The organism is Pseudomonas sp. GL-R-19 (genome assembly GCF_019956375.1).
Taxonomy (GTDB): Bacteria; Pseudomonadota; Gammaproteobacteria; order Pseudomonadales; family Pseudomonadaceae; genus Aquipseudomonas.
In genome coordinates, this window is record NZ_JAHBDJ010000003.1 from 74,420 (window position 1) to 98,595 (window position 24,176).

General features: G+C 53.9%; 17 protein-coding genes and 1 pseudogene. 7 read left to right on the forward strand and 11 right to left on the reverse strand.

Annotated elements, in window-relative coordinates:
* Positions 1 to 4: 4 nt before the first annotated feature.
* Positions 5 to 1,051 (reverse strand): Ldh family oxidoreductase, encoded by a 1,047-nt coding sequence (locus KGA83_RS01725; RefSeq protein ID WP_223527911.1) that lies wholly within the window; start codon positions 1,049 to 1,051, stop codon positions 5 to 7.
* A 193-nt stretch (positions 1,052 to 1,244) separates the two neighbouring features.
* Here KGA83_RS01725 and KGA83_RS01730 point away from each other — a divergent pair, with 193 nt between their 5' ends.
* Positions 1,245 to 2,132, forward strand: coding sequence for a LysR family transcriptional regulator (locus KGA83_RS01730; RefSeq protein WP_223527914.1), 888 nt, complete (start codon positions 1,245 to 1,247; stop codon positions 2,130 to 2,132).
* Between the two features lie 157 nt (positions 2,133 to 2,289).
* Here KGA83_RS01730 and KGA83_RS01735 read toward each other — a convergent pair whose 3' ends face one another.
* From KGA83_RS01735 to KGA83_RS01750, 4 genes are all read right to left on the reverse strand, one after another.
* Positions 2,290 to 2,655, reverse strand: a complete 366-nt coding sequence (locus tag KGA83_RS01735; protein ID WP_223527916.1) for a histone-like nucleoid-structuring protein, MvaT/MvaU family — start codon at positions 2,653 to 2,655, stop codon at positions 2,290 to 2,292.
* Positions 2,656 to 2,793: 138 nt separating this feature from the next.
* Positions 2,794 to 9,429, reverse strand: coding sequence for a DUF3320 domain-containing protein (locus KGA83_RS01740; protein ID WP_223527918.1), 6,636 nt, complete (start codon positions 9,427 to 9,429; stop codon positions 2,794 to 2,796).
* A gap of 167 nt (positions 9,430 to 9,596) precedes the next feature.
* Positions 9,597 to 10,601 (reverse strand): hypothetical protein, encoded by a 1,005-nt coding sequence (locus KGA83_RS01745; RefSeq protein ID WP_223527922.1) that lies wholly within the window; start codon positions 10,599 to 10,601, stop codon positions 9,597 to 9,599.
* 374 nt (positions 10,602 to 10,975) lie between these two features.
* Positions 10,976 to 11,476, reverse strand: coding sequence for an Lrp/AsnC family transcriptional regulator (locus KGA83_RS01750; protein ID WP_103393416.1), 501 nt, complete (start codon positions 11,474 to 11,476; stop codon positions 10,976 to 10,978).
* 119 nt (positions 11,477 to 11,595) lie between these two features.
* Between KGA83_RS01750 and KGA83_RS01755 the strand changes: the two genes are divergently transcribed.
* The 3 genes from KGA83_RS01755 (at position 11,596) to KGA83_RS01765 (ending at position 15,327) form a co-directional block, all read left to right on the forward strand.
* Positions 11,596 to 12,630, forward strand: a complete 1,035-nt coding sequence (locus KGA83_RS01755; RefSeq protein WP_223527925.1) for a histone deacetylase family protein — start codon at positions 11,596 to 11,598, stop codon at positions 12,628 to 12,630.
* A gap of 50 nt (positions 12,631 to 12,680) precedes the next feature.
* A complete protein-coding gene (locus KGA83_RS01760) occupies positions 12,681 to 13,736 on the forward strand; it encodes an ornithine cyclodeaminase (protein ID WP_223527928.1) in 1,056 nt (351 codons plus the stop codon).
* 175 nt (positions 13,737 to 13,911) lie between these two features.
* Positions 13,912 to 15,327, forward strand: coding sequence for an amino acid permease (locus tag KGA83_RS01765; protein WP_223527931.1), 1,416 nt, complete (start codon positions 13,912 to 13,914; stop codon positions 15,325 to 15,327).
* A gap of 94 nt (positions 15,328 to 15,421) precedes the next feature.
* Here the strand turns inward: KGA83_RS01765 and KGA83_RS01770 are convergent, their stop codons facing one another.
* Entirely contained in the window at positions 15,422 to 16,036 is a 615-nt protein-coding gene (locus KGA83_RS01770; protein WP_223527934.1) for a dTMP kinase, read from the reverse strand.
* Positions 16,037 to 16,823: 787 nt separating this feature from the next.
* Between KGA83_RS01770 and KGA83_RS29885 the strand changes: the two are divergent.
* A pseudogene (locus tag KGA83_RS29885) lies at positions 16,824 to 16,937 on the forward strand (carbonic anhydrase); the annotation flags it as partial.
* A gap of 30 nt (positions 16,938 to 16,967) precedes the next feature.
* Positions 16,968 to 17,444, forward strand: coding sequence for a DUF1348 family protein (locus tag KGA83_RS01775; RefSeq protein WP_223527936.1), 477 nt, complete (start codon positions 16,968 to 16,970; stop codon positions 17,442 to 17,444).
* A 396-nt stretch (positions 17,445 to 17,840) separates the two neighbouring features.
* On the opposite strand, the gene KGA83_RS01780 is transcribed toward KGA83_RS01775, so the two are convergent.
* The 3 genes from KGA83_RS01780 to KGA83_RS01790 all read right to left on the reverse strand — a co-directional run bounded on the left by KGA83_RS01780 (position 17,841) and on the right by KGA83_RS01790 (position 21,198).
* Complete coding sequence (locus KGA83_RS01780) at positions 17,841 to 18,383, reverse strand: hypothetical protein (RefSeq protein WP_223527938.1); 543 nt, start codon at positions 18,381 to 18,383, stop codon at positions 17,841 to 17,843.
* A gap of 47 nt (positions 18,384 to 18,430) precedes the next feature.
* On the reverse strand, positions 18,431 to 20,476 hold the full coding sequence (locus tag KGA83_RS01785) for a pyridoxamine 5'-phosphate oxidase family protein (protein WP_223528086.1): 2,046 nt from the start codon (positions 20,474 to 20,476) through the stop codon (positions 18,431 to 18,433).
* 98 nt (positions 20,477 to 20,574) lie between these two features.
* On the reverse strand, positions 20,575 to 21,198 hold the full coding sequence (locus tag KGA83_RS01790; RefSeq protein WP_223527941.1) for a DJ-1/PfpI family protein: 624 nt from the start codon (positions 21,196 to 21,198) through the stop codon (positions 20,575 to 20,577).
* A gap of 272 nt (positions 21,199 to 21,470) precedes the next feature.
* On the opposite strand from KGA83_RS01790, the gene KGA83_RS01795 reads away from it, so the two are divergent.
* Positions 21,471 to 22,247 carry an alpha/beta fold hydrolase gene (locus KGA83_RS01795; protein ID WP_223527944.1) on the forward strand — a complete coding sequence of 259 codons (777 nt, stop codon included), beginning with the start codon at positions 21,471 to 21,473 and terminating at the stop codon, positions 22,245 to 22,247.
* A 40-nt stretch (positions 22,248 to 22,287) separates the two neighbouring features.
* On the opposite strand, the gene KGA83_RS01800 is transcribed toward KGA83_RS01795, so the two are convergent.
* Together KGA83_RS01800 and KGA83_RS01805 are read right to left on the reverse strand one after the other, a co-directional pair.
* Positions 22,288 to 23,199, reverse strand: a complete 912-nt coding sequence (locus KGA83_RS01800; RefSeq protein ID WP_223527947.1) for a LysR family transcriptional regulator — start codon at positions 23,197 to 23,199, stop codon at positions 22,288 to 22,290.
* Positions 23,199 to 24,119 (reverse strand): LysR family transcriptional regulator, encoded by a 921-nt coding sequence (locus tag KGA83_RS01805; RefSeq protein ID WP_223527950.1) that lies wholly within the window; start codon positions 24,117 to 24,119, stop codon positions 23,199 to 23,201. The genes KGA83_RS01800 and KGA83_RS01805 overlap by 1 nt, the downstream gene beginning before the upstream one ends.
* Positions 24,120 to 24,176: the final 57 nt, after the last annotated feature.

The window sequence follows — 24,176 nt, forward strand, 5'->3', positions numbered from 1 at the left end:
CTCCCTATGCCGTCCGGCTTGCATAGCGGTCAAGAAGTACCTTGGTTGCTTGATCCACAGGAACACCGTCGCGCAAATACCGCTGCATCTTTTTCAATTCGATCTCACCTGGCACGATGACCGGCAAATTGCTGTCTACGGGCGGGCTCGCATGCAGGATGGAGGCAAAATCGGTCATCCGATCCTTAAGCCAGTTCGTAGATCCAAGGCGTGTGGTATCGATAAGAATGAAAAAATGGCCAAGGTTTTGTGGTTCATCCGGGGCGTCGACCCAAGACTTCACATGGGTGAGGTACGCCGCATCGGACAGTAATCCCGCGAGTAGATCCACCACCAGCGCTAAGCCGTAGCCCTTATGGCCACCAATGGGAAGCAGAAATCCGTCCAGCGCCGCGCGGGGATCAACGGTAGGTTTGCCGTGCGCGTCTGTCGCCCAAGTGTCGGGGATGCTTTCTTGGCGCTTGAGCGCATTACGGATCTTGGCACGGGCCACCACGCTCATCGCCATATCCAACATGAAATGCTCGCCACCTGGGTGTGGAACGCCGAATCCGAGAGGACTATTACCTAGCCGCGCGTCACTGCCCCCCAAGGGTGCAATAGTGGTAGTCGCGTTGCTGCCAATGATGCTGGCAAAACCTTGTTCGGCAGCGATGTAAGAGTACGGAGAAATCGGCCCGAAGTGGTTGCTACCATTGGCAAGTACGAAGCTGATTCCGTACTGCTTGGCGATGCTCATACCAGCTTCAAGCGCGGCCATGCCCACCAACGGGCCGACAGCGTTCTGCCCGTCAACTTGGGCAATAGCCGGTGCAAGCACTTTCACCTTGGGAACTGCCGAAGCGCTGATACCGCCTGATTCTAGTCGCTCACCATAAGACTCGATGCGACTCAGACCATGAGTCGTCAGTCCGAATAAATCGGCCATCACTAATACATTGGCGACTTGCTCGGCATTCAACGCAGTAAGACCAAGCCCTTGAAAGGCAAGGCGTCCCAATTGACGGACATCATCGACAGAAAGAGAAGATACTTCATTATTATTGTTCATTTAGTTAGGCCCACTCCAACTCCAGGCAATATTGTGCGCACGTGCGTAAATCGCCCGAAGTTCGGCAAATAAAGAGTTGTTAATCGGACAGGACAAAATCAAAGTTATTTCGTAGTGCCTGCGAGTTGACAGAATGAGAGACGGCGATTAAAAAGTAAATTGCAAATAATAGTGCAATTTATGAGGATTACGCATGAATTTCGATCTGGCAGATCTCCGCGGATTTCTTGCGGTAGCTGACCTTGGCAGTTTCAGCGCTGCAGCCCAGGCAATGCATCTATCCCAGTCCGCGCTATCGCGCAGGGTCGACAAGCTGGAAACAGCGCTAGGTGTTCAGTTGTTCGAGCGCACCACGCGCAGGGTCGAGCTATCCACTATCGGGCGGGGCTTTGTGCCTCGCGCAAGAAACGTGCTCAACGAACTCGAGAATGCTCTAATTGGCTTTCACGACCTTTCCCACCGGCTCTCCGGCGAAGTCACCATCGCTTGCGTGCCTTCCGCCGTTGCGTATTTTCTGCCAGACGTGATCGCTCAATACCATGCCAAGTACCCCGGAATTCGGATTCGGGTCATCGATGAATCGTCTTCCACCATATTGACCGTGGTAGCCAGGGGCGAAGCGGACTTCGGCCTTACCTACATCGGTACCCAAGACTCGGAGGTGGTTTTTCAACCATTGTTGGAAGAAGATTTCATCGTTGCACTTCGGGTGGGGCACCCGTTAACCGCGCGCCCATCGCTGACCTGGGACGATCTCTCGGGCTCTGATTACATTAGCTTGGCGCAAGGCAGCGGTAATCGGTTCTTGATTGACCAAGCACTAGCAAAGCGCGATGTTTGCCCACGATCTTTTTGCGAAGTTAAACATGTACCCGCCTTGGTGAGCCTGGTAGAGGCTGGCTTGGGGATCGGTGTGGTGCCCAAGCTGGCAATGCCCGCTGATGGTCATCCCACGCTTGTCACGCGTCCATTGACTCAACCTTCTATCAGTAGAACCCTAGGGCTCATATCACGCCGGGGGCGTGCTTTATCACCTGTAGCACAACTTCTATTTGACCTACTGATGACTAGGAGGAAGTAATCAGTTTAAAAATAATTTCTGACTTACTTCCCCCTTCAGAAACAGGCTCGGAGAGAGCTGGCCCAACGCATCGAAGGGCTCTCATTTTCACGACTGTTGTCCAAACGACCTCCAAACAAAAAGGCCCTTAAGGGCCTTTTTTGTACTCAAACCGAATTCACTTGGTAAGCCAAGACTCAACGGTCGCGGAGCCGTGTTCTGCTTTCCATTCCTTCAGCGTTTTGTGATTCCCGCCTTTGGTTTCGACGACTTCGCCGGTATGAGGGTTTTTATAAACCTTTACCTGGCGAGGCTTACGAGTACCAGCCTTGGACCCAGCGGCTGGAGCGCGACGGCCAGACTGTGGATCAAGCAGATTGACCACGTCTTTCAGGCTGTAGCCATACTCGGCGAGCAGAGCACGAAGCTTGGTTTCAAATTCGATTTCTTTCTTGAGGCCAGCATCGCCTTTCAGGGCTTCGAGAGCTTGGAGCTGTTCGGCCAGGTGTTTTTCGAGTTGGCGGAACTCTGCGAGCTTGGACATGTAAGACCTCCATGCGATCTGGGTTAGCAAGAGAAAAGAGATGTAAAAAAATCTACTCTTTCATCGCTAATACGTTTTAACAGTATCTTATAAAATCCCGGTATCAGCTACTTTGCGACACCGGGGTGCTGCAGTTTATTAGCTAGCTAAAATCTGCTGGCTCACTTTTTCGAGTCTCAGCCGGCTGGATGCAGTCAACTTCTGAAGTCCCAGCTCTCTTGCCATGGCATGGAGTAATGCCTCCCCTGCTTTGCCCTTCGCACGAAGCTCTCGGGCGAGTGCTGCCAATTCATCACCACAGACTTCATCAATCGGCCGAATACTCGCCTCATCTCCCGGGCGCCGACATACAACGGTAGAAGAGTCAGTAAGATGGCTCGGCCAGTAGAACTCCCCTACGTCCTCGCTAGTCTTACGGTGAGTGCTCTGCGCCATCAACGATACCCTTTCTCGGATCTTGGAACCGGTGCGCACCCAGCCATGGGCTCTCGCGATTCGCCGAGCAAGAATCACATCGAGAATAGGCCCTTCCTCATTGATCACATAAGCAATAAGTGCACTTAAAACGCCGGAGTAACTCGACTCAAAGAACGCATCTGGATCTACCCCTTGCACGCTGGAGGCTGGATCAGACTCTAGGTAGTAAATGACCTCAGCCGGAAAGAAATGCGATTGGATGTCGCTCACAGGTTGAGGTCGTGAAGCAACTGCCGCGTAGTGCTGGCTCATTGGAGCGCTATTTTCGTCATTGGCGCTCTCGACCGTCATCGACTCTGTAACTGAACTTGTGACCTCCTCGATCACCTCTATTACTTCCACCACAGCGGCATCCGCTAACAAACGGGCAGCCTCTTCTCGCGCTTCTTGCTCAGCCCGTTGAGCACGGCTTAAAGCAAGCAAAGCGGTCAGGCGTTCATGGATGAGATCAGCGGTGCCAACGGCGTTGATCCACCAATCCGTAGACCAGATGCGAAGAATCTCCCATCCAAGACCACGTAATACGTGCTCACGCAGTTTGTCTCTATCTCGTGCGGTGGCGCTGCGATGGTAGGTCGCCCCATCACACTCTACACCGGCAAGATAACGACCTGGCGCATCAGGGTCGACCACTCCCAAATCAATTCTGAATGCTGAAACGCCGACTTGAGTATGCACTTGCCATCCACGGCTGGTGAGTGCACGGGCAACGGCTTCCTCGAAAGGGCTATCGAAGCCTCCAACGCTGCCGGTGACTGCTTCAGCCAACGCGCGAGGCCCTCGCTGGGCAAACTCGAGGAAGTGCTTCAGGTCACGTACGCCGATCGCTTGGGTTCGAGTTAAATCTATTTGCTCAGGTTGCAAGCTAGCGAAAACACATAGCTCGTGCCGGGCACGCGTAATTGCAACGTTTAATCGACGCTCGCCGCCTGGGCGGTTAATAGGGCCGAAATTCATTGCCAAGGCGCCTGTTGCATCACGGCCATAGGTGGTCGAGAAGTAGATGATGTCTCGCTCATCCCCCTGAACGCTCTCAAGGTTCTTCACGAACAGAGGCTCAAGCTCGGTGTCTGCAAAATAAGCTTCAAGCGAAGGCTCGTTACGACGGGCTTCGTCCAACAAATCCTCAATGAGCTTCTGTTGCTCACCGTTGAATGTCACCACACCTATGGTCAACTTACTTTCCCGGAAGCCCGGCGAGCGCAGGCGAGCAACCACATCAGTGACGACTGCACGCGCTTCGATCAGGTTAGTCCTCGACCCGCCCTTGGAATAAACGCCTGCGATCTCGTGCAGTTTGACGGCACGATCATTCGTCACAGGTGATGGGAACGTCACGAGCTTAGACTCGTAATAGCGTTGGTTTGAGAAGGCAATCAAGCTTTCATGGCGACTGCGGTAGTGCCAATTAAGATGACGAGTCGGAAGGTTCGCACTGATACATTCATCAAGAATGCTCTCAAGATCAGCCTCAACGTCCTCATCATCCGCCGTTGATTCCGCCCGATCAAAGAAGGATGTCGGAGGCAGCTGTTTGGGGTCGCCCACCATTACGACTTGCTTACCGCGTGCCATGGCTCCGACAGCATCCCAGACGGGAATTTGCGAAGCTTCATCGAAGATCACGAGGTCAAAGGCACTTGCACCAGGCGTGAGGTATTGAGCAATGGATAGCGGGCTCATCAGCATGCATGGCGTCAGTTTCGTCAGTGCATCAGGGATCTTGGCCATCAACTCCCGAAGCGGCAAATGACGAGTCTTCTTACCCATTTCGTACCGCAGTACGCCCCACTCCGAAGAACGAGTAACAGTCTCCGGATTGGGTAGGTCTGCACAAAGGCGAGCTCGCAGCCAGTCCCGGGTCAACGCAGTGAAGCGATCATCCAGGGCTCTGAAGTCCCGAATTCGCTGCTCATGTTCAACACTGACAAAACCACGAATGACTGGTTCGTTGTCGACGACTGCGTTCAGCCACCACCGCGCATAATTGGTTTCAAAAGAAAGGCGGACTTCACCAGGGTTTACGAGATTTTCCTCCATCGCCTGAACCAGACTAGAGAGACAGGCGCCGACCGCCTCTTCTCGCACCTTACGCCATGCACACCAAGCACGAACACCAGGTTCAGATCGAACGATGGCCTCGCAATGATGCAGTAGCGCATCAAGTGTCAGTTGCTGGATGTCCGCTTGCCCTGATTCTGAGAAGCACCCTGCTGTCGCCAGAACATCCACACGTTGACGGAGCGACTCAAAGCACTGACGCAATTCAGAGCCAGACTGGCAAACCACACCCTCTGGTTCAAGCAGTGCATTGGCGTCGCCGAGCAGTACCTGTATTGCACTGCGATAAGCAGATACAAGCTCAGGCCTTGTGCCGAGCTGCGCTAGCGCGGACGCTAGATTGCCTTGGAACGCGACCGCGTCCGAGACCTTGTCTACTTTGGATTTGAGACCCGCCCATAGCCCCGAGGTAACAGCACTCAGATCATCAAATTCTGACAGCGCTTTTTCAACGAGATGTCGTTGCTGGAGCACTGCCAAATCTGCCTGCATGGCCTTGCCGCAGTGGCCGGCTGCCACTGCGTCATGATCACTCTCAAGTCCACCGTGCTCAATCACTGGGCGACGCTCGGTTTGAAAAGCGATAGCAGCGAACAACGATTCAGAGTCGGTGTTAAGCCCAGCCCACAATCCCTCTGTGAGGTCGCCCAGGTGAAGGGGTGCAAGCTCCTGGTCAAGCAAGACAGTGGAGCGCATATGGGAGAGGTCTGATTTCAACTGCTCACCGCAATGCCCTTCAGCGACCACATCAAACCCGGTATCTGTCCAGGGCTCGTCCGACGCCAAACACAACATTGCCTGACGTAGCTGAATAGCCGTCTTAAGATGCTGCGCGATCGATAGTGCACCTCTCCAGATTTGGGCGCAGTGATCACCCACCTCCAACGCGTCGAGTTTACCGCGCAGGTCACGGATCTGAATCCAGGCGTGCAGGTCGTTGGCCACATCAGGCTCTGCATCACCAGAGACGGCTGTTGAGAGGGTCTTTGTGACTTTGCGTGTCCCCAACAGGGACTTGGGCCAGAACGACTGCTCTGCGCTTTGCCAATTCCCGAGTAACTCACGCACATCAAGTGTTTCGATGATATCGGTGTAGGTCACAGAGAGCTCCCGCGTGACCTCAGCGATACGCTCAAGCATTTCTATTGCTTGGCTCAATGTCTCAAACGTCTGCACTGGCCATGCGGGACTGAGCTGCGACATCAAAGCCCTACGCCTAGCCAAAAGACTGAGGCCTTTTTCAGCAGCATTAACCGTCGAGATGGCCCACACCGGTGAGAGTTGTTGGCAGAGTGCACGATGCTTCTCTACAAGCGTGCTGCTTTCAGTCAGTCGCTGCGCAATCATGCGACCGTCTGGGCGCAGTACGAACCGCCAATCATGCCCCGCCGCTAATGGCAATATCGACGAGAGGAGCGAAAGTCCGTTGCAAACTGAAGGCACTAGACTCGCGACAGGTAAACTCGTAGCAGCACTGAATTTCTCCGCGGCCCGGATTGCAGCTTGCGCGGCAGGCAGTACTTCTCGCGCAGCTTGAATCAGTTGTTGCTGCCATGAAGGCGACCACTCTCCCTGACCAACCAGGCTCAGTGGATGACTCGATAGCGCACCATATCCAATGGCCTGTGCATTCACTTCCAGACGATCAGACAACTCCCGCAGTGCAGCCATATCCTCCCGCGTGTGAGCATGTGGCGATGACCATGACATGCTCAATGGCGTGATGGCTGCGCCGCCGCAAACAACGCCAATCGCATGGTAGATGCTGTATCCATTCGTATAACGCTGATGCAGTCGCTCTACGTAAGTGTTCAAGCCTTCGCGTAACGCTTGAAGACGATCAGCTTCGGCATGCCATGTCGCAGAATCCACAACCCCCTTCGCATCCCATGCTGACTGCAGCTGAGCCAGGACGTCGGTTTTGCGTGCTTTACTGGAATGGACTTCCAGGCAGAACTCACCCAAGCCAACTTCGCGTAAACGCCGGTAAACGACATCCAGCGCTGCGATTTTTTCAGAGACGAAAAGCACGCGTCTTCCCTGAGCCACCGATTGCGCAATAAGGTTGGCAATGGTCTGGCTTTTCCCGGTTCCGGGCGGGCCAATCAGGACGAAGTCTTTTCCTTTCGAAGCCGCCATCACAGCGGATAGCTGCGAGGAGTCCGATGGCAAAGGGCAGAACACATCTCGGGGGTTGAAGTCGACGTCCAGACGTCGATCCTCAGGAAAGGTAATGTCGGATGGGAAGGCGTCTCGCGGAGTATCCAACAGGTGCCGAACGACCGGGCTTTCGCGAAGCGCTTCGGCATTCTCAGCGAGGTCTTTCCACATCAAGTATTTTGCAAAGGAGAACATTGACAGGACGACGTCTTCCACGACCTCCCAGCCTGCGACGTCCTTGACCGCGCGACCCACCGCTTTCCAGATAGCATCAATATCCAGGCCCGAGTCATCCCGAGGAAGCTCCGTTTCAAGTGACCCAAGATTCAATTCGAAATCTTGGCGAAGCATCTCGATGAGCGTCGGGTTGAACCTGGGTTCGTCGTCATGCAGCACCATCGAAAAGCCGGAACGCGCGCTTTTGCGCTCAAGCGTCACAGGGATCAGGACAAGCGGTGCCCGGTACTTCTGCCCGCCTTTGTCCGCTCGCTCCCAGCTGAGAAAACCCAGGGCAAGGTAAAGGGTGTTGGAGCCCCCTTCCTGCAAGGCAGTACGTGCCCCACGATAGAGTTCGATCAGCCGTGCTTCCATTTCAGTGCTGGAAAGGCCGACAAACACCTCATACCGTTTCAAGGCATCCAGGGCGTGGAGACGACGAACATCTTCTCGCTCACGTAATTCGTACAGCGCCTGGTCACGTGGATCAGCCCCATCCATCAGGTCGGGACGTGTCAGCAATTTCAGCTTCTTACCGCTGGCCAGGATATCTTCCAGCGCTGCAGGATCGGGTGACTCAAGCTTCAGCGACTTTTTTCCGGCCTTGAAGTTGAGCAAGTTATTGCGAAGCGATAAGTCCAGTAGCTTGCGTTGCCACCGTCCCAGGCGATCTTTTGGGTCGAGCAGACGCTCATCCACCTCGACCGTAACCGCCTCATCAGGAAGCGCCGGCGCAATACCGACTAATAGCTCCGACCCATCGGCAAGATCATCATCCGTCGGTAACTTTGAAACCTGCGTATCGGCGCTGGCCAAGGGCTTGATACGTTGCAAACGTGCTCTACGGACATCCAAAAGCAGGTGGAAATTTTCGTCCTGTCCTTCTGCGATCAGTTGTTCGCCACGATCTGTGGCATACGTGAATGGCGGCACAGGATGCTGGGTCGCAAACGTCGTCTCGAACAGCATCAGCTCCTTGAGCTTTATGCGTTTGCGCACGGCCGTGATGTCGTCGATGACGGTCGTGGAAAACTCTTCAGGTTTAAGCCAAAAGCCCGCAAAAGCGTGTCCCTTGGTGAACACCAGGACAGGGTTAAGACCTGCCTGCTCAATTGCGGCACAAAAGAACAATGCAAGATCGAAACACGTCGCCAGGCCATGTTCCGTAACGTGGCTTGGGCTACGCACCTTCTGGCCGGTTTGCTCAAAGCTCGCCGGTGGTAGTGCGTAATCCAGCTTCATACGTGCCACTGCAGCCCAGATGGCTGAAGTCAGCTCCCAGGCTCTTTTCGCTCCACCGGTGTATCCATCTAGGGCAGAGCTCTTTTCGCTTTGACGTAATACCTCAGCCGCCTGCTTGAGCAACCGCTCCACCGCAAGATCATTCGGTTGAACAAACGCTGCAGTCATATCCGGCAGATGAGAAAGGCCACCCCAGTGATTGCGAGGCAGCAACTCCAGTGCCAAATCCAGGCGAGCAATTTCGACTCGACCATCTTCAGCAGCGGTATCCGCGGCGGTTAGCGTGTAAGTGAGAGTGGCATTTTCCGCTTCAGTGAGGCGCCCAAGCAACACCCCATCCAATACAAGGTCATGACCGGGGATGGGCATAAATGCATCCTGCATCAGCGCATCAATGCGCCAGGTCTTGGGTTTGAAAACCTCGGGATAGGCGGTCAGGGTCAATACCAAGTCGTTGTACTTGGTGGACGTTTCATTGACGACTCTCAGCTCCCTAATGACTGGAACTGCGTTTTGATAGTCTGCGAGATTTAGCTTTGCGACGACGGTACTGTGAATGCTTACAACTTTGACTGGCTCTACTTCAGGCTCAACCGTAATTTTTGCGGCCTCGTCCATGTGCTTCCCCTATCCTGCTAATGGTGGCGCACATGAACGCGGAGCGAGGTAAGTGGGCTCAACGCGGCAAGTAGACGCCAGAAATGACCACTATCTTATAACGGGATCCAGAGGCGAGTCCGCGGTATTTGCCCATGCAAAAGCGGTTCACCAATACCGTCTATCTGTTAGGCGTTAGTGACGAACTGTCGAGCATCAAGCGCTTTAACAGGTTGGAAACCGGACGTCTTTTTAAAGGATGTGTTGTGCACGAAGTTTTTCATGGAATCGGAAGGATCGATCGAATCCATATTCAATGCATCCAGGGTGTGCCTGGAGAGCGCTACGCTCAATATAGGTAACTCTTCTATATGCCCCGTAGCTGAGTTCAGCACATCGTCGACGGCCGTCACGATCACAAGGTCATCAGGGAGCATCGACAAAAGCTCGCGCCCTACCCTCAAAACACAGCTGCACACATAGTCCTGCAAAAGCTCATTGTACTTTCCGGCCGGCATCTTCTTCGTTGAAAGCTTTCCGCTCTGCAGCAAGGACTTGATCTCAGCTGGAATTACGCGAACACCATGAACGCCAAGACTAACCTCCATTAGACCCGTCTCCCCTATTGAGAACTTGATCGATGTGCCGAGATGAGAAATGTCCGTGAATGGATCGACGAGCTTGATCGCTTCAAGCTTTGCCTTGACTGAACCGCTCAGAACTCCTTGCGCGATCGTGAGTTCCTGCTGCCAAGAATCATGCTCGACTCGCCACTTCGCGACAGCGGCCTCATGCTGTTTAGCATCGTGTAGCCGCCCCGTCTCAATGGCGGCAGCCAAGTTTTTACGTTGGCGCGTTTCGAGCTTGAACAACCTTGCGAAGAAACCAGGCTTATAGGTTTGCTCTTGAGCTTTAGCATGCGCTTCGCTCGTATCTGCGAATGCGGGCTTTACGGGTTCAGCCCTATCAACGAATGATTGCCAATCTATTTCCTCCCCACATTCTTTATGCACGGAGAGCAGGACATCAATTAGGTTTTCGTAGACCTCGACTTCGTAGGCCGCTTGCTCCAGCGCCTCCATCTTGGCGTACTCTTTCTGGCGAGTCTGAAGCTCACGTTGCCTACGCTGGGCGTTACGATCAGCTTTGCGCGAAGCTGCCTGCATCGAACGCAAGGTTCCTTTCCAGCCCATATCTCATTCCTTCGAAGTATTGGCTGAGCGGTTTCAGACCACGAACAGCCTCGGATGATGATGGCAGCTTAGCACCAAGACTCGATTTGGAAAGGTGATGAGCCAGTCAAAAGTGATGCAGGTCAACTCTGCGGTGCTTACAACCTTCCGCAGGAAATCAAGAACGTGATTCCATTACCCATTACCCATTACCCATTACCCATTACCCATTACCCAAAAATTCCAGTTAAATTGAACGTCTAAAGGCAGTCTATTCAGACACTGGGGAGGTGTCAGATGAAGGTTTTCATAAGCTCAGTTGTTCGGGGGTTTGAAGAATTCAGATCTGCAGCGAAAGACGCAGCGTTTCAAAAGGTGATCTAACCCCTGCCCATTCACTCCTTGCTCGATTTGGGTATCGCTATACGGCTACTGGTCTTGACCTCGCGTAAAGCCAGACTGGACTGGATGGACGCAATACCCACCTGACGCCTGAGCACCTGCTCGATAAAGTCACTGTAGCTATCAAGATCCTCTGCCAACACTTGCAGAACGTAATCGGCATCCCCGGTGATCTTGTGACAGGACAACACTTCAGGCAATTGAGCAATCACCGCCTCGAAAGCGTCGGGAGCGTGATCGGCGTGGGTGGAAAAACGGATGTGCACGAACGCCATGATATCCAACCCCAACATTCGTCGATCAAGGTTCGCCTGATAGCCCTTGATCACGCCCGCCTCCTCCATTCTCTTACGCCGCCGCCAGCAAGGTGTCAGGCTTAACGACAAGCGCTCACTGAGCTCAGCGTTGGAAATACTCGCATCTTCTTGCAGCAATGCGAGGATTGCCAAGTCGGTATCGTCGAGACTGATGCGCTTGGATGATTTTTTCTGCATTACGCCATTCCAGAGTAAAAACGCCCGAATAATCTAGCAGGCCACGAAAACAAAGCAAAGAAAGCGCATCCCGGCCGGAACAGAATATTTGCACTGGCTCACATTAACGGATGCGCAGAATGTTTACAGTTTTCAGTGATTCCCACCGCTTGCACCACGGCACCGAATTGAAAGACGGCGTGCTCAAGCCATCGTTCGAACAGCCCAGTCGGGCCGATACCGTCCATAAGCGTGTCAAGCAGGTAGGCCTTGGCCAGATCGTCGAACCGCGAGCATTTGACCGGTCGTGTTATGTCAATGCGCACAGCGAGCGCTACGTCAGCTTTCTAGAAGGCGCCTGGACTGAATGGTGCGCCACCGGACGTACGCACGACGCCCTACCGCTGGTATGGCCAGTGCGTGACCTGTCCAACGAGCAAGTCCCGACGTTCATCGACGGCAAGCTCGGTTTCTACGCCATGGACGCCGGCTCCCCGATTACCGCCACCACTTGGCAAGCGGTGAAAACCAGTGCCGACATCGCCCTCACCGGCCTGGCACTGATCGATGAAGGCCATGACAGTGCTTTTGCCCTGTGCCGCCCGCCCGGCCATCACGCAGCGCGTGAATACATGGGCGGTTACTGCTATCTGAACAACGCCGCCATTGCTGCACAACAGGCCATTACCCAAGGTGCCAATCGTGTCGCGGTACTGGACGTCGACTTTCATCACGGAAATGGCACCCAGAACATTTTCTACGAGCGTAGTGACGTCATGTTTGTCTCGCTGCACGGCGAACCGGCGGTGTCCTACCCGTACTACTCAGGCTTCAGCCACGAAGTCGGCACAGGCGAGGGCGAAGGTTACAACCTGAACTATCCGCTGCCGAAGAACACCACCTGGGAAAGTTATCGCAACGCCTTGCTCCACGCCTGCAAGAAACTCCAGCAGTTCGCCCCTGAAGTGCTGGTGATTTCACTGGGCGTCGACACGTTCAAGGACGACCCCATCAGCCACTTCCTGCTGGAAAGTGAAGACTTCATCGGCATCGGCGAGCTGATCGCGGGGGTGGGCTGCCCCACCCTGTTCGTCATGGAAGGTGGCTACATGGTCGATGAGATCGGGATCAATGCGGTCAACGTACTGCATGGCTACGAGAGCAAACGCGCCTGAGCCATCCCCTGAATCGCAACGTTTCAACTATTGAATCGGAGAATAAAAACATGACTCTTTTTATAGACGTCGATCATGCTGCACGCCTGTTCGCCACGGTGGGAATTCGCCGGGCAATCCGCGAAATGGCCACTTATATCGAAGCGGACTATTTGCGCTGGGCGCAGTTTGATAAGTCGCCCCGTACCGCCAATCATTCGGCCGACGGTGTGATCGAGTTGATGCCCACCGACGATGGCCAACAATATTCCTTCAAATACGTGAATGGTCACCCGGGCAATGGTCAAAGCAATTTGCTGACGGTCATGGCCTTCGGCGCCCTGGCCGATGTCCACAGTGGCTATCCAACCTTGCTCAGTGAACTGACGCTGACCACAGCCGTGCGCACGGCAGCGACTTCCGCATTGGTCGCACAATCTCTGGCGCGTCCAGGTGCAAGCTCCATGGCAATCATCGGCAACGGTGCCCAGAGCGAATTTCAGGCCCTCGCCTTCCACGAAATGCTGTCCATCAAGCAAATCCGCATTTTCGATATCGATCGCGACGCTTCACTCAAGTTGAAGCAGAACCTGTCAGCATTCCCGGGGATTGAAGTGATTCTGGCCAACTCGGTACAGGAAGCGGTCAAGGGTGCGCACATCGTCACCACGGTCACTGCAGACAAGGCCTATGCAACGATTCTGACGCCCGAGATGATTGAGCCTGGCATGCATATCAACGCCGTGGGCGGTGACTGTCCAGGCAAAACCGAACTGCACGCCGACATCCTGCGAAACGCCCGGATCATCGTTGAATTCGAACCGCAAACCCGGATTGAAGGCGATATTCAACAGCTGGAAGCCGACTCTCCCGTCGTCGAATTCTTCCGGATTGTTCAGGGCGAAGTCCCGGGCCGCGAGAACGACGCACAGGTCACCGTGTTCGATTCGGTGGGTTTTGCCCTCGAAGACTTTTCGTCACTGCGCTACGTGCATGACCTGGCGCGGGAGCATGCCATCGGTGAGCGCATCCATCTGGTGCCGACGCCTGACAACATAAAAAACCTCTACCAGCTGCTTGATCAGCAGCCAGCAATCGTCCCCTCACGCCTGCGCACAGTGAGTTGATAGCCAGTGGTGATGCCCCTGAGCAAAGTGCCAAGGGGCTAATCACTGTGTGAGTGGACAACCAACCCTGCCGCCAGCAAATCACCACCGTCAGTAGCCGTTACATCTCCAACAAGAACGCTAAACACCCACTTTTCTGCCAAAACTCAAAAACATAAAATCAAGAGGTTTTGTAATGAAATCGACTCCGTCCGAGCGGGTTGAACAGCCCGCGCTGCAGCGCACGCTCAGCAATCGTCACATTCAGTTAATGGCCATGGGAGGCGCCATCGGTACCGGTCTTTTTATGGGTTCCGGGAAGATCATCGCCCTCTCCGGCACGTCGATCATCCTCATCTATATGATCATCGGTCTGTTCGTCTACTTCGTCATGCGCGCCATGGGCGAACTGTTACTTTCCAACTTGAACTTCAAAACCTTCGCGGATTTTGCCGGTGCCTACCTTGGCCCACGCGCAGCATTCTTTCTCGGCTGGTCATACTGGCTAAGCTGGAGCGTTGCAGTGATAGGTGATGCAGTCGTGGTGGGTGGGTTTTTTCAGTATTGGTTCCCCGATGTACCCGCCTGGATACCCGCGATCGGCATGCTGATGACACTGTTCGCCTTGAACGTGCTGACTGTCAGGCTCTTTGGTGAAGTGGAGTTCTGGTTCGCGATCATCAAGATCATTGCCGTCGTCACCCTGATTGGCGTCAGCATGGTGCTGATTGCCAGCTCCTTTGTCTCACCCAGTGGCGTCACCGCATCCCTGAACCACTTGCTGGATAAACAGGCCGCCTTCCCCAACGGCTTGTTCGGTTTCTTTGCCGGGTTCCAGATGGCGATTTTCTCATTTGCGGGCACCGAGCTGATCGGTACTGCAGCCGCCGAAACACGCTCCCCCGAGAAGACCCTGCCTAAAGCCATCAACTCGATTCCGCTGAGAATCATCCTGTTTTATGTGCTGGCACTGGCCTGCATTATTGCAGTGACTTCCTGGCAACAGGTTTCGCCCAACAAGAGCCCCTTCGTCGAACTGTTTCTGGTTGCAGGGTTTCCCGCAGCAGCCGGCATCGTCAACTTCGTGGTACTGACATCCGCCGCCTCATCGGCCAACAGTGGCGTATTTTCATCCAGTCGCATGCTGTTTGGATTGGCTAATCAGGACAACGCTCCGGGGATTTTCCGACGTCTGTCGAGCAATAGCGTGCCTCTGCTGAGCCTGGCGTTCACCACACTGTTGATGCTGGTAGGCGTGTTGTTGCTGTTCATCGTTCCAGAAGTCATGACCGCGTTCACCATCGTCTCTACCGTGTCGGCAATCCTGGTGATTTTCACCTGGTCGACCATCCTCGCGTCGTACATTGCCTATCGCAAAAAGCGACCCGATTTGCATGCGATATCGGCCTACAAGATGCCGGGCGGCGTGCCGATGGCCTGGTTTTCCTTGGGGTTTCTGGGTTTCGTTCTCTGTCTGCTGGCATTGAGACCTGACACCCGTATTGCCTTGATTGTCATGCCAGGGTGGTTCATATGGCTGGCGATTGCCTATCAGCTGACCCATACCAGGAAACTCAAACCCGCTGTTGGCTCGGCAAGTCATTACAGCTGATGTTCACCTATTGATGGTATTAATTGGCTGAAAGGCTTTTTTCCAGCACAAAACAAACGCCCCGAACATGTCGGGGCGTTTGTTGGCGCCTTCGCTAGCATCGAAGGACTCTATAGATCTCAGAAATCACCTGCATCGTTGCGTCTTCGATCGTTCCTTCATTACGGCATAAAACCCAGCCGTGATCTGCAATCGCTCGCTCGAACGCCTTGGTACAAGCGACATGTTCTTCCAGCTTATGGATCACAGTACTGCTCAGCCCACGCCGTCGTGCCGCGGCCCTCGCCCATGAAATATCAGGGGCGGTGACAACCCCGACATGCAGGTCTGGCACTCGCACGTTTCGATCGATGTTCAACTGTAGAATCTCTGCAAACGGGACTATCCGGCGAAACGCGGCATCAGACGGGTACCAGCGATCGATCAAGATGATGCTGCCTGGTGGCTGTTTAGCCAGCACGTGCCGGGAAATCCAGGTACGGCTATCAGCAAAGCGCTCACAAACCTCCAACTCCAAATCCCGGGTGGGATTTCTGACGAGTTTGTTAACGAGGGTCATTGTTTCACCCCTATAGGGATCGCTTTTTTTCTCGCAAAGTCGGATCACTTTTTTGTTGTCTGCCCTCAGTACTTTCGTAACGGCCTCCAACAGTGTGGTTTTGCCGGCTCCCTTGGGCCCATCCAGAGAAATAAACAGCGGACGATTCATTCTTCAAACAACGATTGATATACGGTTTTTTTTGCCCTGTTCGTTCGGTGGAACCGCTTGGCGCGACTACGCGAATCGAGTGGAGGGTTCCTTATGAACAGACATTGATGAACACTCTAACCTGTTTCTGGCTAACGAGTCTCAAAATCCAGGGTTACAGCCGCTTATGAACATCGGTCATCGCCCATAAATCATGTACTGAGGCAGATTCCCACCGCAGGTTCTGAGAACTAGAGTTCCCGGAAGTAATTCTCCAGAACTAGAGTACTCCGAAGGAAATCTTTGGATAAAACTGTAGGGGCTCCGAGCATTGCTTGTAAACTCCGAGATGGTCGCAGTCGTGCCCGATTACGTAGCCAAAACCATGCCGCGACAAGGCGGTCTACACAGACCCCGTTCCAATGAATCTGCCAGCCCTCGACCTCTCTATGCCATGGAGTTCCACCTTGGATAATGATCCCGGCGAACGCTGGCTACGCTCCCGATTCAGTCATTACCTCAGCGAAAAAAAGTGTTTTTCCAGCGAAACAAGTATCTTAAAAGAAGCCGCTTAAAGATTCCGACAATAATCCTGCTTGCCAAGTGGAAATTATTGCGTTTATTGCCAAACAAGAAACCCGTGACCTTAAAGCTTTCCACACAAGAAGCAGGGAAATGGTAAAGCATTAGATTGATCTTATATAACAAACAGACCATTACTCCTTCTTATTCTTGGACGCCAAACGAGGCGCCCTCTAACATCGCCATTTAAAATTCAACCTTGACAGACTACAGCGCGAACTTACCCATGAAAGCACTTATAGAAGGGCTCATAAAGTTTCAGAAAGAAGTATTCCCGTAACGAACAGACCTTTTTAAATATCTCGCCACCACCCAAACCCCTGAAACCTTGTTTATCACCACTATGCACCACTAACCTGGAGTGACCGTCATGGCTGAATCTGAAACTCGTCCCCCACTGCCACCATTTGATCGGGAATCTGCAATCCTCAAAGTACGGCTTGCTGAGGATGGCTGGAACACCAGGGATGCGCAGAAAGTTTCTCTTGCTTATACACTTGACACCAAATGGCGCAACCGAGTCGATTTTGCGGTGAACCGAGCTGAGGCCGCAGCATTTCTGACTCGGAAATGGAACAAGGAGCTCGATTATCGATTGATCAAAGAGCTGTGGGCGTTCACCGATAATCGAATCGCCGTACGGTACGCATACGAATGGCACGATGACTCGGGGAACTGGTACCGCTCGTACGGAAACGAGAACTGGGAATTCGCTGAAAATGGGCTGATGGCTCACCGCTTTGCCTGCATCAATGACATGCCAATCAAAGAGTCGGAGCGAAAGTTCCGTTGGCCGCTAGGTCGGCGCCCTGACGATCATCCAGGTCTTTCCGAACTGGGACTCTGATGAGCGGTGCACGACAACCGATACGGCGAAAGAGGAAGTGAATAGGCACATGGCAAGGCTGATCAGCCCGCTCCTGTCGCCACTCCGCCGAGTTGTCAGGGTAGGTGTGGCGATGCGCATCAATGGACAAAGGGCGGCGGCGTTTTATGTTGGCCGCACATGATGATCAGGACTGGAGCAACGTGCATACATAGTCCGCAATAGCAGCACAGGCAAAGAGCAAGTAGTGCGCTCTCCGCGTGAAAAGTTTGCTGTTGGCCAACAGGTAAACGTCAAAGGCTTACGACTCCATGCCGTTACCCCCTGGAAAAATCTGTAGAGCCCGCCACTCGCGGGCTCTATTTTTCAAATGACACTTCACACTTGCACCTCGTTGGCCAGATCGAGGTGCAGACCTCACGCCCCCCACCTCTGCTCTAACAGCTTTGCCAATGCCTTTGGCAAATCGCCCAGCCAATCCCGGAACGGCCGGACCGCAATCGATTCAGGATCAACTTCATGAGATTGAGTGGCCCAGACCACGTCGAAACGGGCGAGGATTTCAATCATGTCGCTGCGCTTATAGGCATTCTGAGTGGCTGCCTGCGCAAGGTCGCGGAAGGCTTGTTCGACTGCGCCAGGCCATAACACCGCACCTACGGTACTCGGACCGGATCCATGCTGATGGATTCGGTGCGCAACTCCAGGGGAGAGTTTTATAGCGTTGCCTTCTTGAAGTAACGCTATCCGTTGTCGACCGGCACGTATATCCAGTTCGCCCTTGAGTGCCACCACCAGCTTTGTTTCCTGACGATGCATCAACGGTAGGTTGTGAGCATTCAAGGGCAATACAAATCGCATGGCTGTGCCCGCCCCGCCAATGCTCGCCTGAGCCACATCTATCCATACCGGGTAGCCGTCAGGAATTAGCAGTATGGCCTCTGAGTTTTCAACGTTCATGAGCGCTCCGACTGCATCTATAGGATGAGCGGCCGATGTCACCCACATTACAAATCCAGCACAAGGGGGGCGTCGCCCTCCTTGGCTTGTGCAGGAACCGCGCAGCAAATAAGCACCTCCCCTTCGGCCGGCATCTCAGCCGGCAGATTCAGATAATGCACTTGCCCACTGACCAGTCTGGTTCGGCACGTTCCACAGGATCCACCCCGACAGCTAAAGTCCGGATTCAGGCCACGGCTTTCCGCCAGCTCTAATAAACTCCCGCCACCAGGTTCCCAACGGGCTTCTTTAGACGATCCTGCAAACAACACTTTGACCGGGATACTTGCTGCCGGCACCTGCTCGACTGCTGGTGTCAGTTGATCCCGCTGACGCACCAAAGTCGAAGGGCCAAAAGTCTCCGCGTGAATACGATCATCGCCAATGCGCAACTCGCGTAAGCCGTCGTATAGCGCTTGAGTAAATGGTCCTGGTCCACACAGGTAAAAATCATAATCGTCCAAGGGCAACAACGCCTTGAGTAGCTCAACGTCGATGCGTCCTGCCATCTCATAGTGCTCACCTACGCGGGCATGAGCCTCCGGTTGACTGAGTACTCGTAATGCACGGATTTTATCTTTGGCGCGAACCGCCAGCTCGTACAACTCATCGCGAAACCCCAGCTCGGCCAAAGTGCGTGCACTTTGAATAAACCAGGTAGGACGTGTGCGCCGGATACGCTCTCCTTGATAAATCACCTCACGGAGCATCGAGAGCATCGGCGTTATTCCAACACCTGCGGCCAACAGAACCAACGGTCGATACTCATCGGCCTGAACGGTAAAGCGCCCCTGTGGCGCGCGGGCTTCGATCAGATCCCCTACTTTTACCCGATCATGCAAATGCGACGAGACCACTCCATCACGCTTGACGCTGATGCGGAAAAAACTGTCGGAGGGTGCGCCCGATAGACTGTAGGTTCTAACCAGGGGGGGCTCTCCTGCGGTCACGCAAATACGCACCGGCAAGTGTTGACCCGCCTCAAAGCCCGGCAATCCTGCACCATCATCAGGTTCAAAGTAGAAGGATCGAATTGAGCTGCTTTCATCAACAATGCGGGTAACCCGTAATTGCCGCCATTTGTCGCGTAAGGCATCAGCCTGCAAACGTCCCGCGGCCTGCTCCCAACTACCAGTCATCAGACTGTTGGGTGAAAAACCCTCAAACTGCCAACGTAGAGCCAAAACCGCGTGGCGTCGAACCACCTGTTCAACGGTCAGCGTCCAATGCCGCTCGGCCCCTTGGAATGCCGCGATTTCCGGGCTATCAAGAATGATTTCGGTGCGTCCGGCAACTTGCAATACATCACCCGATTCGAAGTCGATAAATACCAACCCCGCACGTGGATTGAGCAGGAGGTTACCCAAAGTATTGAAGTGCAGGTTGCCGGCAAAATCAGGAATCGTCAGCACGTTGCCTTCAACTCTGACGAAACCTGGATTTCCCCCACGGTGCGACACATCCACCGAACGTTTACCGTCCTGATCCAGGTAACTGGCGACAAAAAAGGTATCGGCTTTGTTGATCGTTGCCTTTGCGTCCTCATCGAGTTCATTGAGGTGCTCAGCTACGGAGTTTGATGAGGTGTGACCGAGGCTTACGGGTTCAACACTACGCAATTGAATGTATTGGGGGCAGTTACCGAAACTGTGCACCACAGTAATGGCACAACCGCCAGAGGAGGCAGTTGAGACATTACCGTTCATACGATTACGCCTTCGAGTCTTCAGATCGATACCGAGCAAACCTACGGCTGCTCCGTTTTGTAGTGCCGGCCTGACGGGATCACCGTCCGCGGGTAGACAATCGATTTGCAACACCCGCGGTTCGGGAGAATGTGCGAAACCCGGGGGGCCTTCAACGAGTGTCGCCCAAGGGGTGCCATGCTTATCGACGGCACCCAAAATCAAATAAGGGAGTTGGCTGTAAAACAGTCGGTGCTGATCTGGCATGTAATCACGCACGACTCTGCGCCCATTTGCCTCCATGACCTCTGCGACACCAACAGTTTCCTGTAATTGCCGCTCACCTGCATGCCAGGGTGATTCCCCCAGCCCGTCAATCTGACTCATGATCACCTCTACGCATTCACATTCGTAAACCAGTGCATTTCGCTCGCTTTTAAACGAGAGTACAGATCCAGGGGGGCGAATCAGGGGACTTGCGGTGTCTCAAACCAATCTTGAGACGGCGTTGAAAAGCGCATTTTCTTACGGATATGAGCCGCATTTTCTGCACCGCTCAGTTGCTCCAACAACAAAAAAGCGACTTCGGTGGCGGTGCCTGGCCCGCTCGATGTGATGATGTTGCCATCGACGATCAAAGGACGGTCAACGAAGCGAGCACCCGTTTCGAGCAATTGGTTTTTGCGCTTGCCGCCTTCCTGGTGGTACGTCGTAGCATTTTTTCCTCGCAGCACTCCGGCGACGCCTAAGCACACAGAAGACACACAGACGCTGGCCACTGGTTTGCCGGTCTGGACAAAGTGGCGAATGGTATCCAGAAAGGGTTCGCTTAAAGCTTCCTCGTAAAAACCTGCTGGCTCAAAACCACCGGGCAAGGCCAATGCGTCGAAGCTGCTCACATCCACTTCACCCAGAAGAAAACCTGGACTCAGATTAAGTCCGAAGGTCGTCACGATATTTCTACGAAGGCCGGCGTTGACCAACTCAATAGAGACATTACCTAGTAAGTTGGCCCAGCCAAGCACATCAGTAAAGGCGGCCATTTCGAGTGGCTCAACACCATTGGCGAGCAACATGAGTACGCGTTTCATCAGGAAAAAGACTCCGCTGTCTGGTGTGAATATCAATTGAGTGTGTGAACGCATGCTCCGCTTTAACCGCTGTTCAGAGAACGTCCAAAAAATGCAATCCACTGTTACGCTCAATGAAATGCCCGTGCTGAGGTTTGTATCCTTTTGTAGCCAGAGCGAGATGAGACACACTGCAATGAGTATCACCGGGTGATCAGACACATACAGGACACAGCATCGGTTTCAAATGGGGCCTGTCGCTTCACTCTTCCTCTCCCCCCAAGGAACGCCCGATGAACAAGTTATTCGCAGGTCTTGCTCTCGCCACAGCAATGTTCAGTGCAACTGCCGCGCTGGCCGCCCCGGTCAAACCTACTGTTGTGCTTGTGCACGGGGCATTTGCCGACTCCAGCAGCTGGAATGGCGTGGTCAAGATTCTGGAAAAAGATGGCTACCCAGTGATCGCTGCTTCAAATCCGCTTCGCACGCTCAAGGGCGATGCTCAGTCGATAGCTGATGTGCTGAAAAGTGTAAAAACACCTGTCGTACTGGTCGGACACTCCTATGGTGGCGGGGTGATCAGCGAAGCCGCCTACGGTAATGCCAACGTCAAGGCGCTGGTTTATGTCGCAGCATTTGCACCTGAAGCAGGTGAATCCAGCGCGGATTTGGCTGGTCGCTTCCCAGGCAACACCCTGGGTCCAACCCTCGCGCCCCCGGTTGAACTGGCTGACGGTGGAAAAGATCTGTACATCCAGCAGGACAAGTTCCACGATCAGTTCGCAGCCGACGTATCAAACGCCGACGCCAGGTTAATGGCCGCTACCCAGCGCCCTGTGACTGTAGCGGCGCTCAATGAGGCGTCGAGCGAGCCAGCCTGGAAAACTGTTCCGTCGTATTTCGTTTACGGTGACAAAGACAAGAACATTCCTGCACAAGCCCTGGCGTTCATGGCTGAGCGGGCGCATTCCCAAAAGACCGTTGTAGTCAAAGGAGCGTCCCACGTTGTGATGGTGTCCAATCCGAAAGCCGTTGCCAGCCTGATTGAAACGGCAGCCACCGCCAGGTAATCAAAGGAGCGGTCACACATACCGCGACCGCTTAACGAATTCAGAGAGCATCTGGCCGCATTGCCGGATGCTCGCGCAGGCCCTCGACGATAAAGTCGACAAAGCTGCGTACCCGCATCGACGCTTTGCGTCCCTCGCGGTACACCACATGCACTGGCAGCGCTGGCAACTCATAGGGTTGTAAAACCCGTCGCAATTGCCCTCTATTCAAATAGTCGTACAACGGATAGCTAAGGCAGCGCATTAGTCCTGCACCGTGGGCTGTCGCATCAATAGCCGCCTGTACGGTGGCACAACTGAGCCGCGTGCGTGCTTTGATGGGGTTCAATTCACCTTCCTGATGAAAGTCCCACTGAACCTTGTCCCGATAAGCCTGCGTGGCAACCAACCGATGATGCTTCAGATCCTCAGGTGTTTGTGGCTCACCTTGAGTCGCAAGGTAACCAGGACTGCCACAAACGATAGAATGTACATGGCCGACGGGCCGCGCGATCAATGACGAATTTGGCAGGTTGCCAATCAGTACCGCAACGTCCAGTCCCTCATCATTCATATTCGGAAATCGATCGTGGTATTGGGCGAATACCCTGACCTGCGGATACATGCTCATATAATTTGCCAACATCGATGTCATGACATAGCGACTGAAAAGCAATGGCAGCAGCACTTTCAGATTGCCTTGAGCCTCGACATGCAGACCTTTGGCAGATGCCTCAGCCTCCTCGATCCCCTTGAGAATGCGCGAGCAATCGGCCATAAAAGCTGCCCCTGCGTCAGTCAGAGCTACCCCTCGAGTACTGCGTACCAATAAGGGAACGCCTAGACGTGCTTCCAATCTCGCGATGGCGCGAACGACCGTGGGACCGGACACATCCAGGCGACGTGCTGCTGAGGCGAGACTGGGACGCTCGGACAGTGCTTCGAACATCTGCATCTCATGAAATCGATCCATCACTCTGCACTCTTCACAACAGGTTTGAGAGCAGCATCCCGGCCCAATCGATCCGCGAGAAAATCGACAAAGGTGCGTACCTTCGCGGGCACTCGATTGCTTTTCTGGTACACCACCTGAATCGGTAACGCTGGCGGCTCAAACTCCTGAAGCACCACTTCCAACGCTCCGCTAGCAACATGGCCAGCGACTTGATAGGACAAAACGCGAGTGAGTCCCCAGCCTAGACATGCAATATTAATGGCGGCCTGATTTGCGGTAACGACCAGGCGTGGTTCAAAACGGAAGCTCAAAGCGTTGCCATCATTCACGAACTGCCAATCGCTCAAGAGATGACTTGCGGACGACATGACTATGTTGGCCGTACTCAGCTCCCCAGGGTGCCGTGGCTTACCGTACTGTTCAAAGTAAGCCGGTGCAGCACATATCACCTGTCGTACCTCACCCACCTTGATGGCGTGCTGATTGTTCTCATGCAGATGGCCGATGCGTATTGCCACATCGATTCCTTCGTCTGCCATGCTCACGACACGGTCGACCAGCAAAGCATTGAGATGCACCGAGGGGAATTGGTCTAGATACTCAGCCAACAACGGTGCGATGTACAACTCACCGAACATGACCGGAGCGGTCACTGTCAGATACCCGCACGGTATGGAAAAGCTACCGGCAGCGGCCTCCTCCGCTTCATCGACCTCGCTCAATATCCGTCGACAATCTTCCAGATAGCGTTGACCGGCTTCAGTGAGGTGCAAGCTTCGGGTGGTTCGAGACAGGAGTTGTGTGCCGATTCGCTCTTCCATCGCGGCGATGGCACGGGTCACGCTTGGAGGGGATATGTTCAGTCGACGAGCGGCTGCGGCAAACCCTTCTTCATCCGCCACAGCCATAAAAATCTGCATTTCATGAAAGCGATCCATGGGCGACCCTTTCTCGATGAAAGAACTGCAAGGTATCTGACCGTATAAGCGTACTGA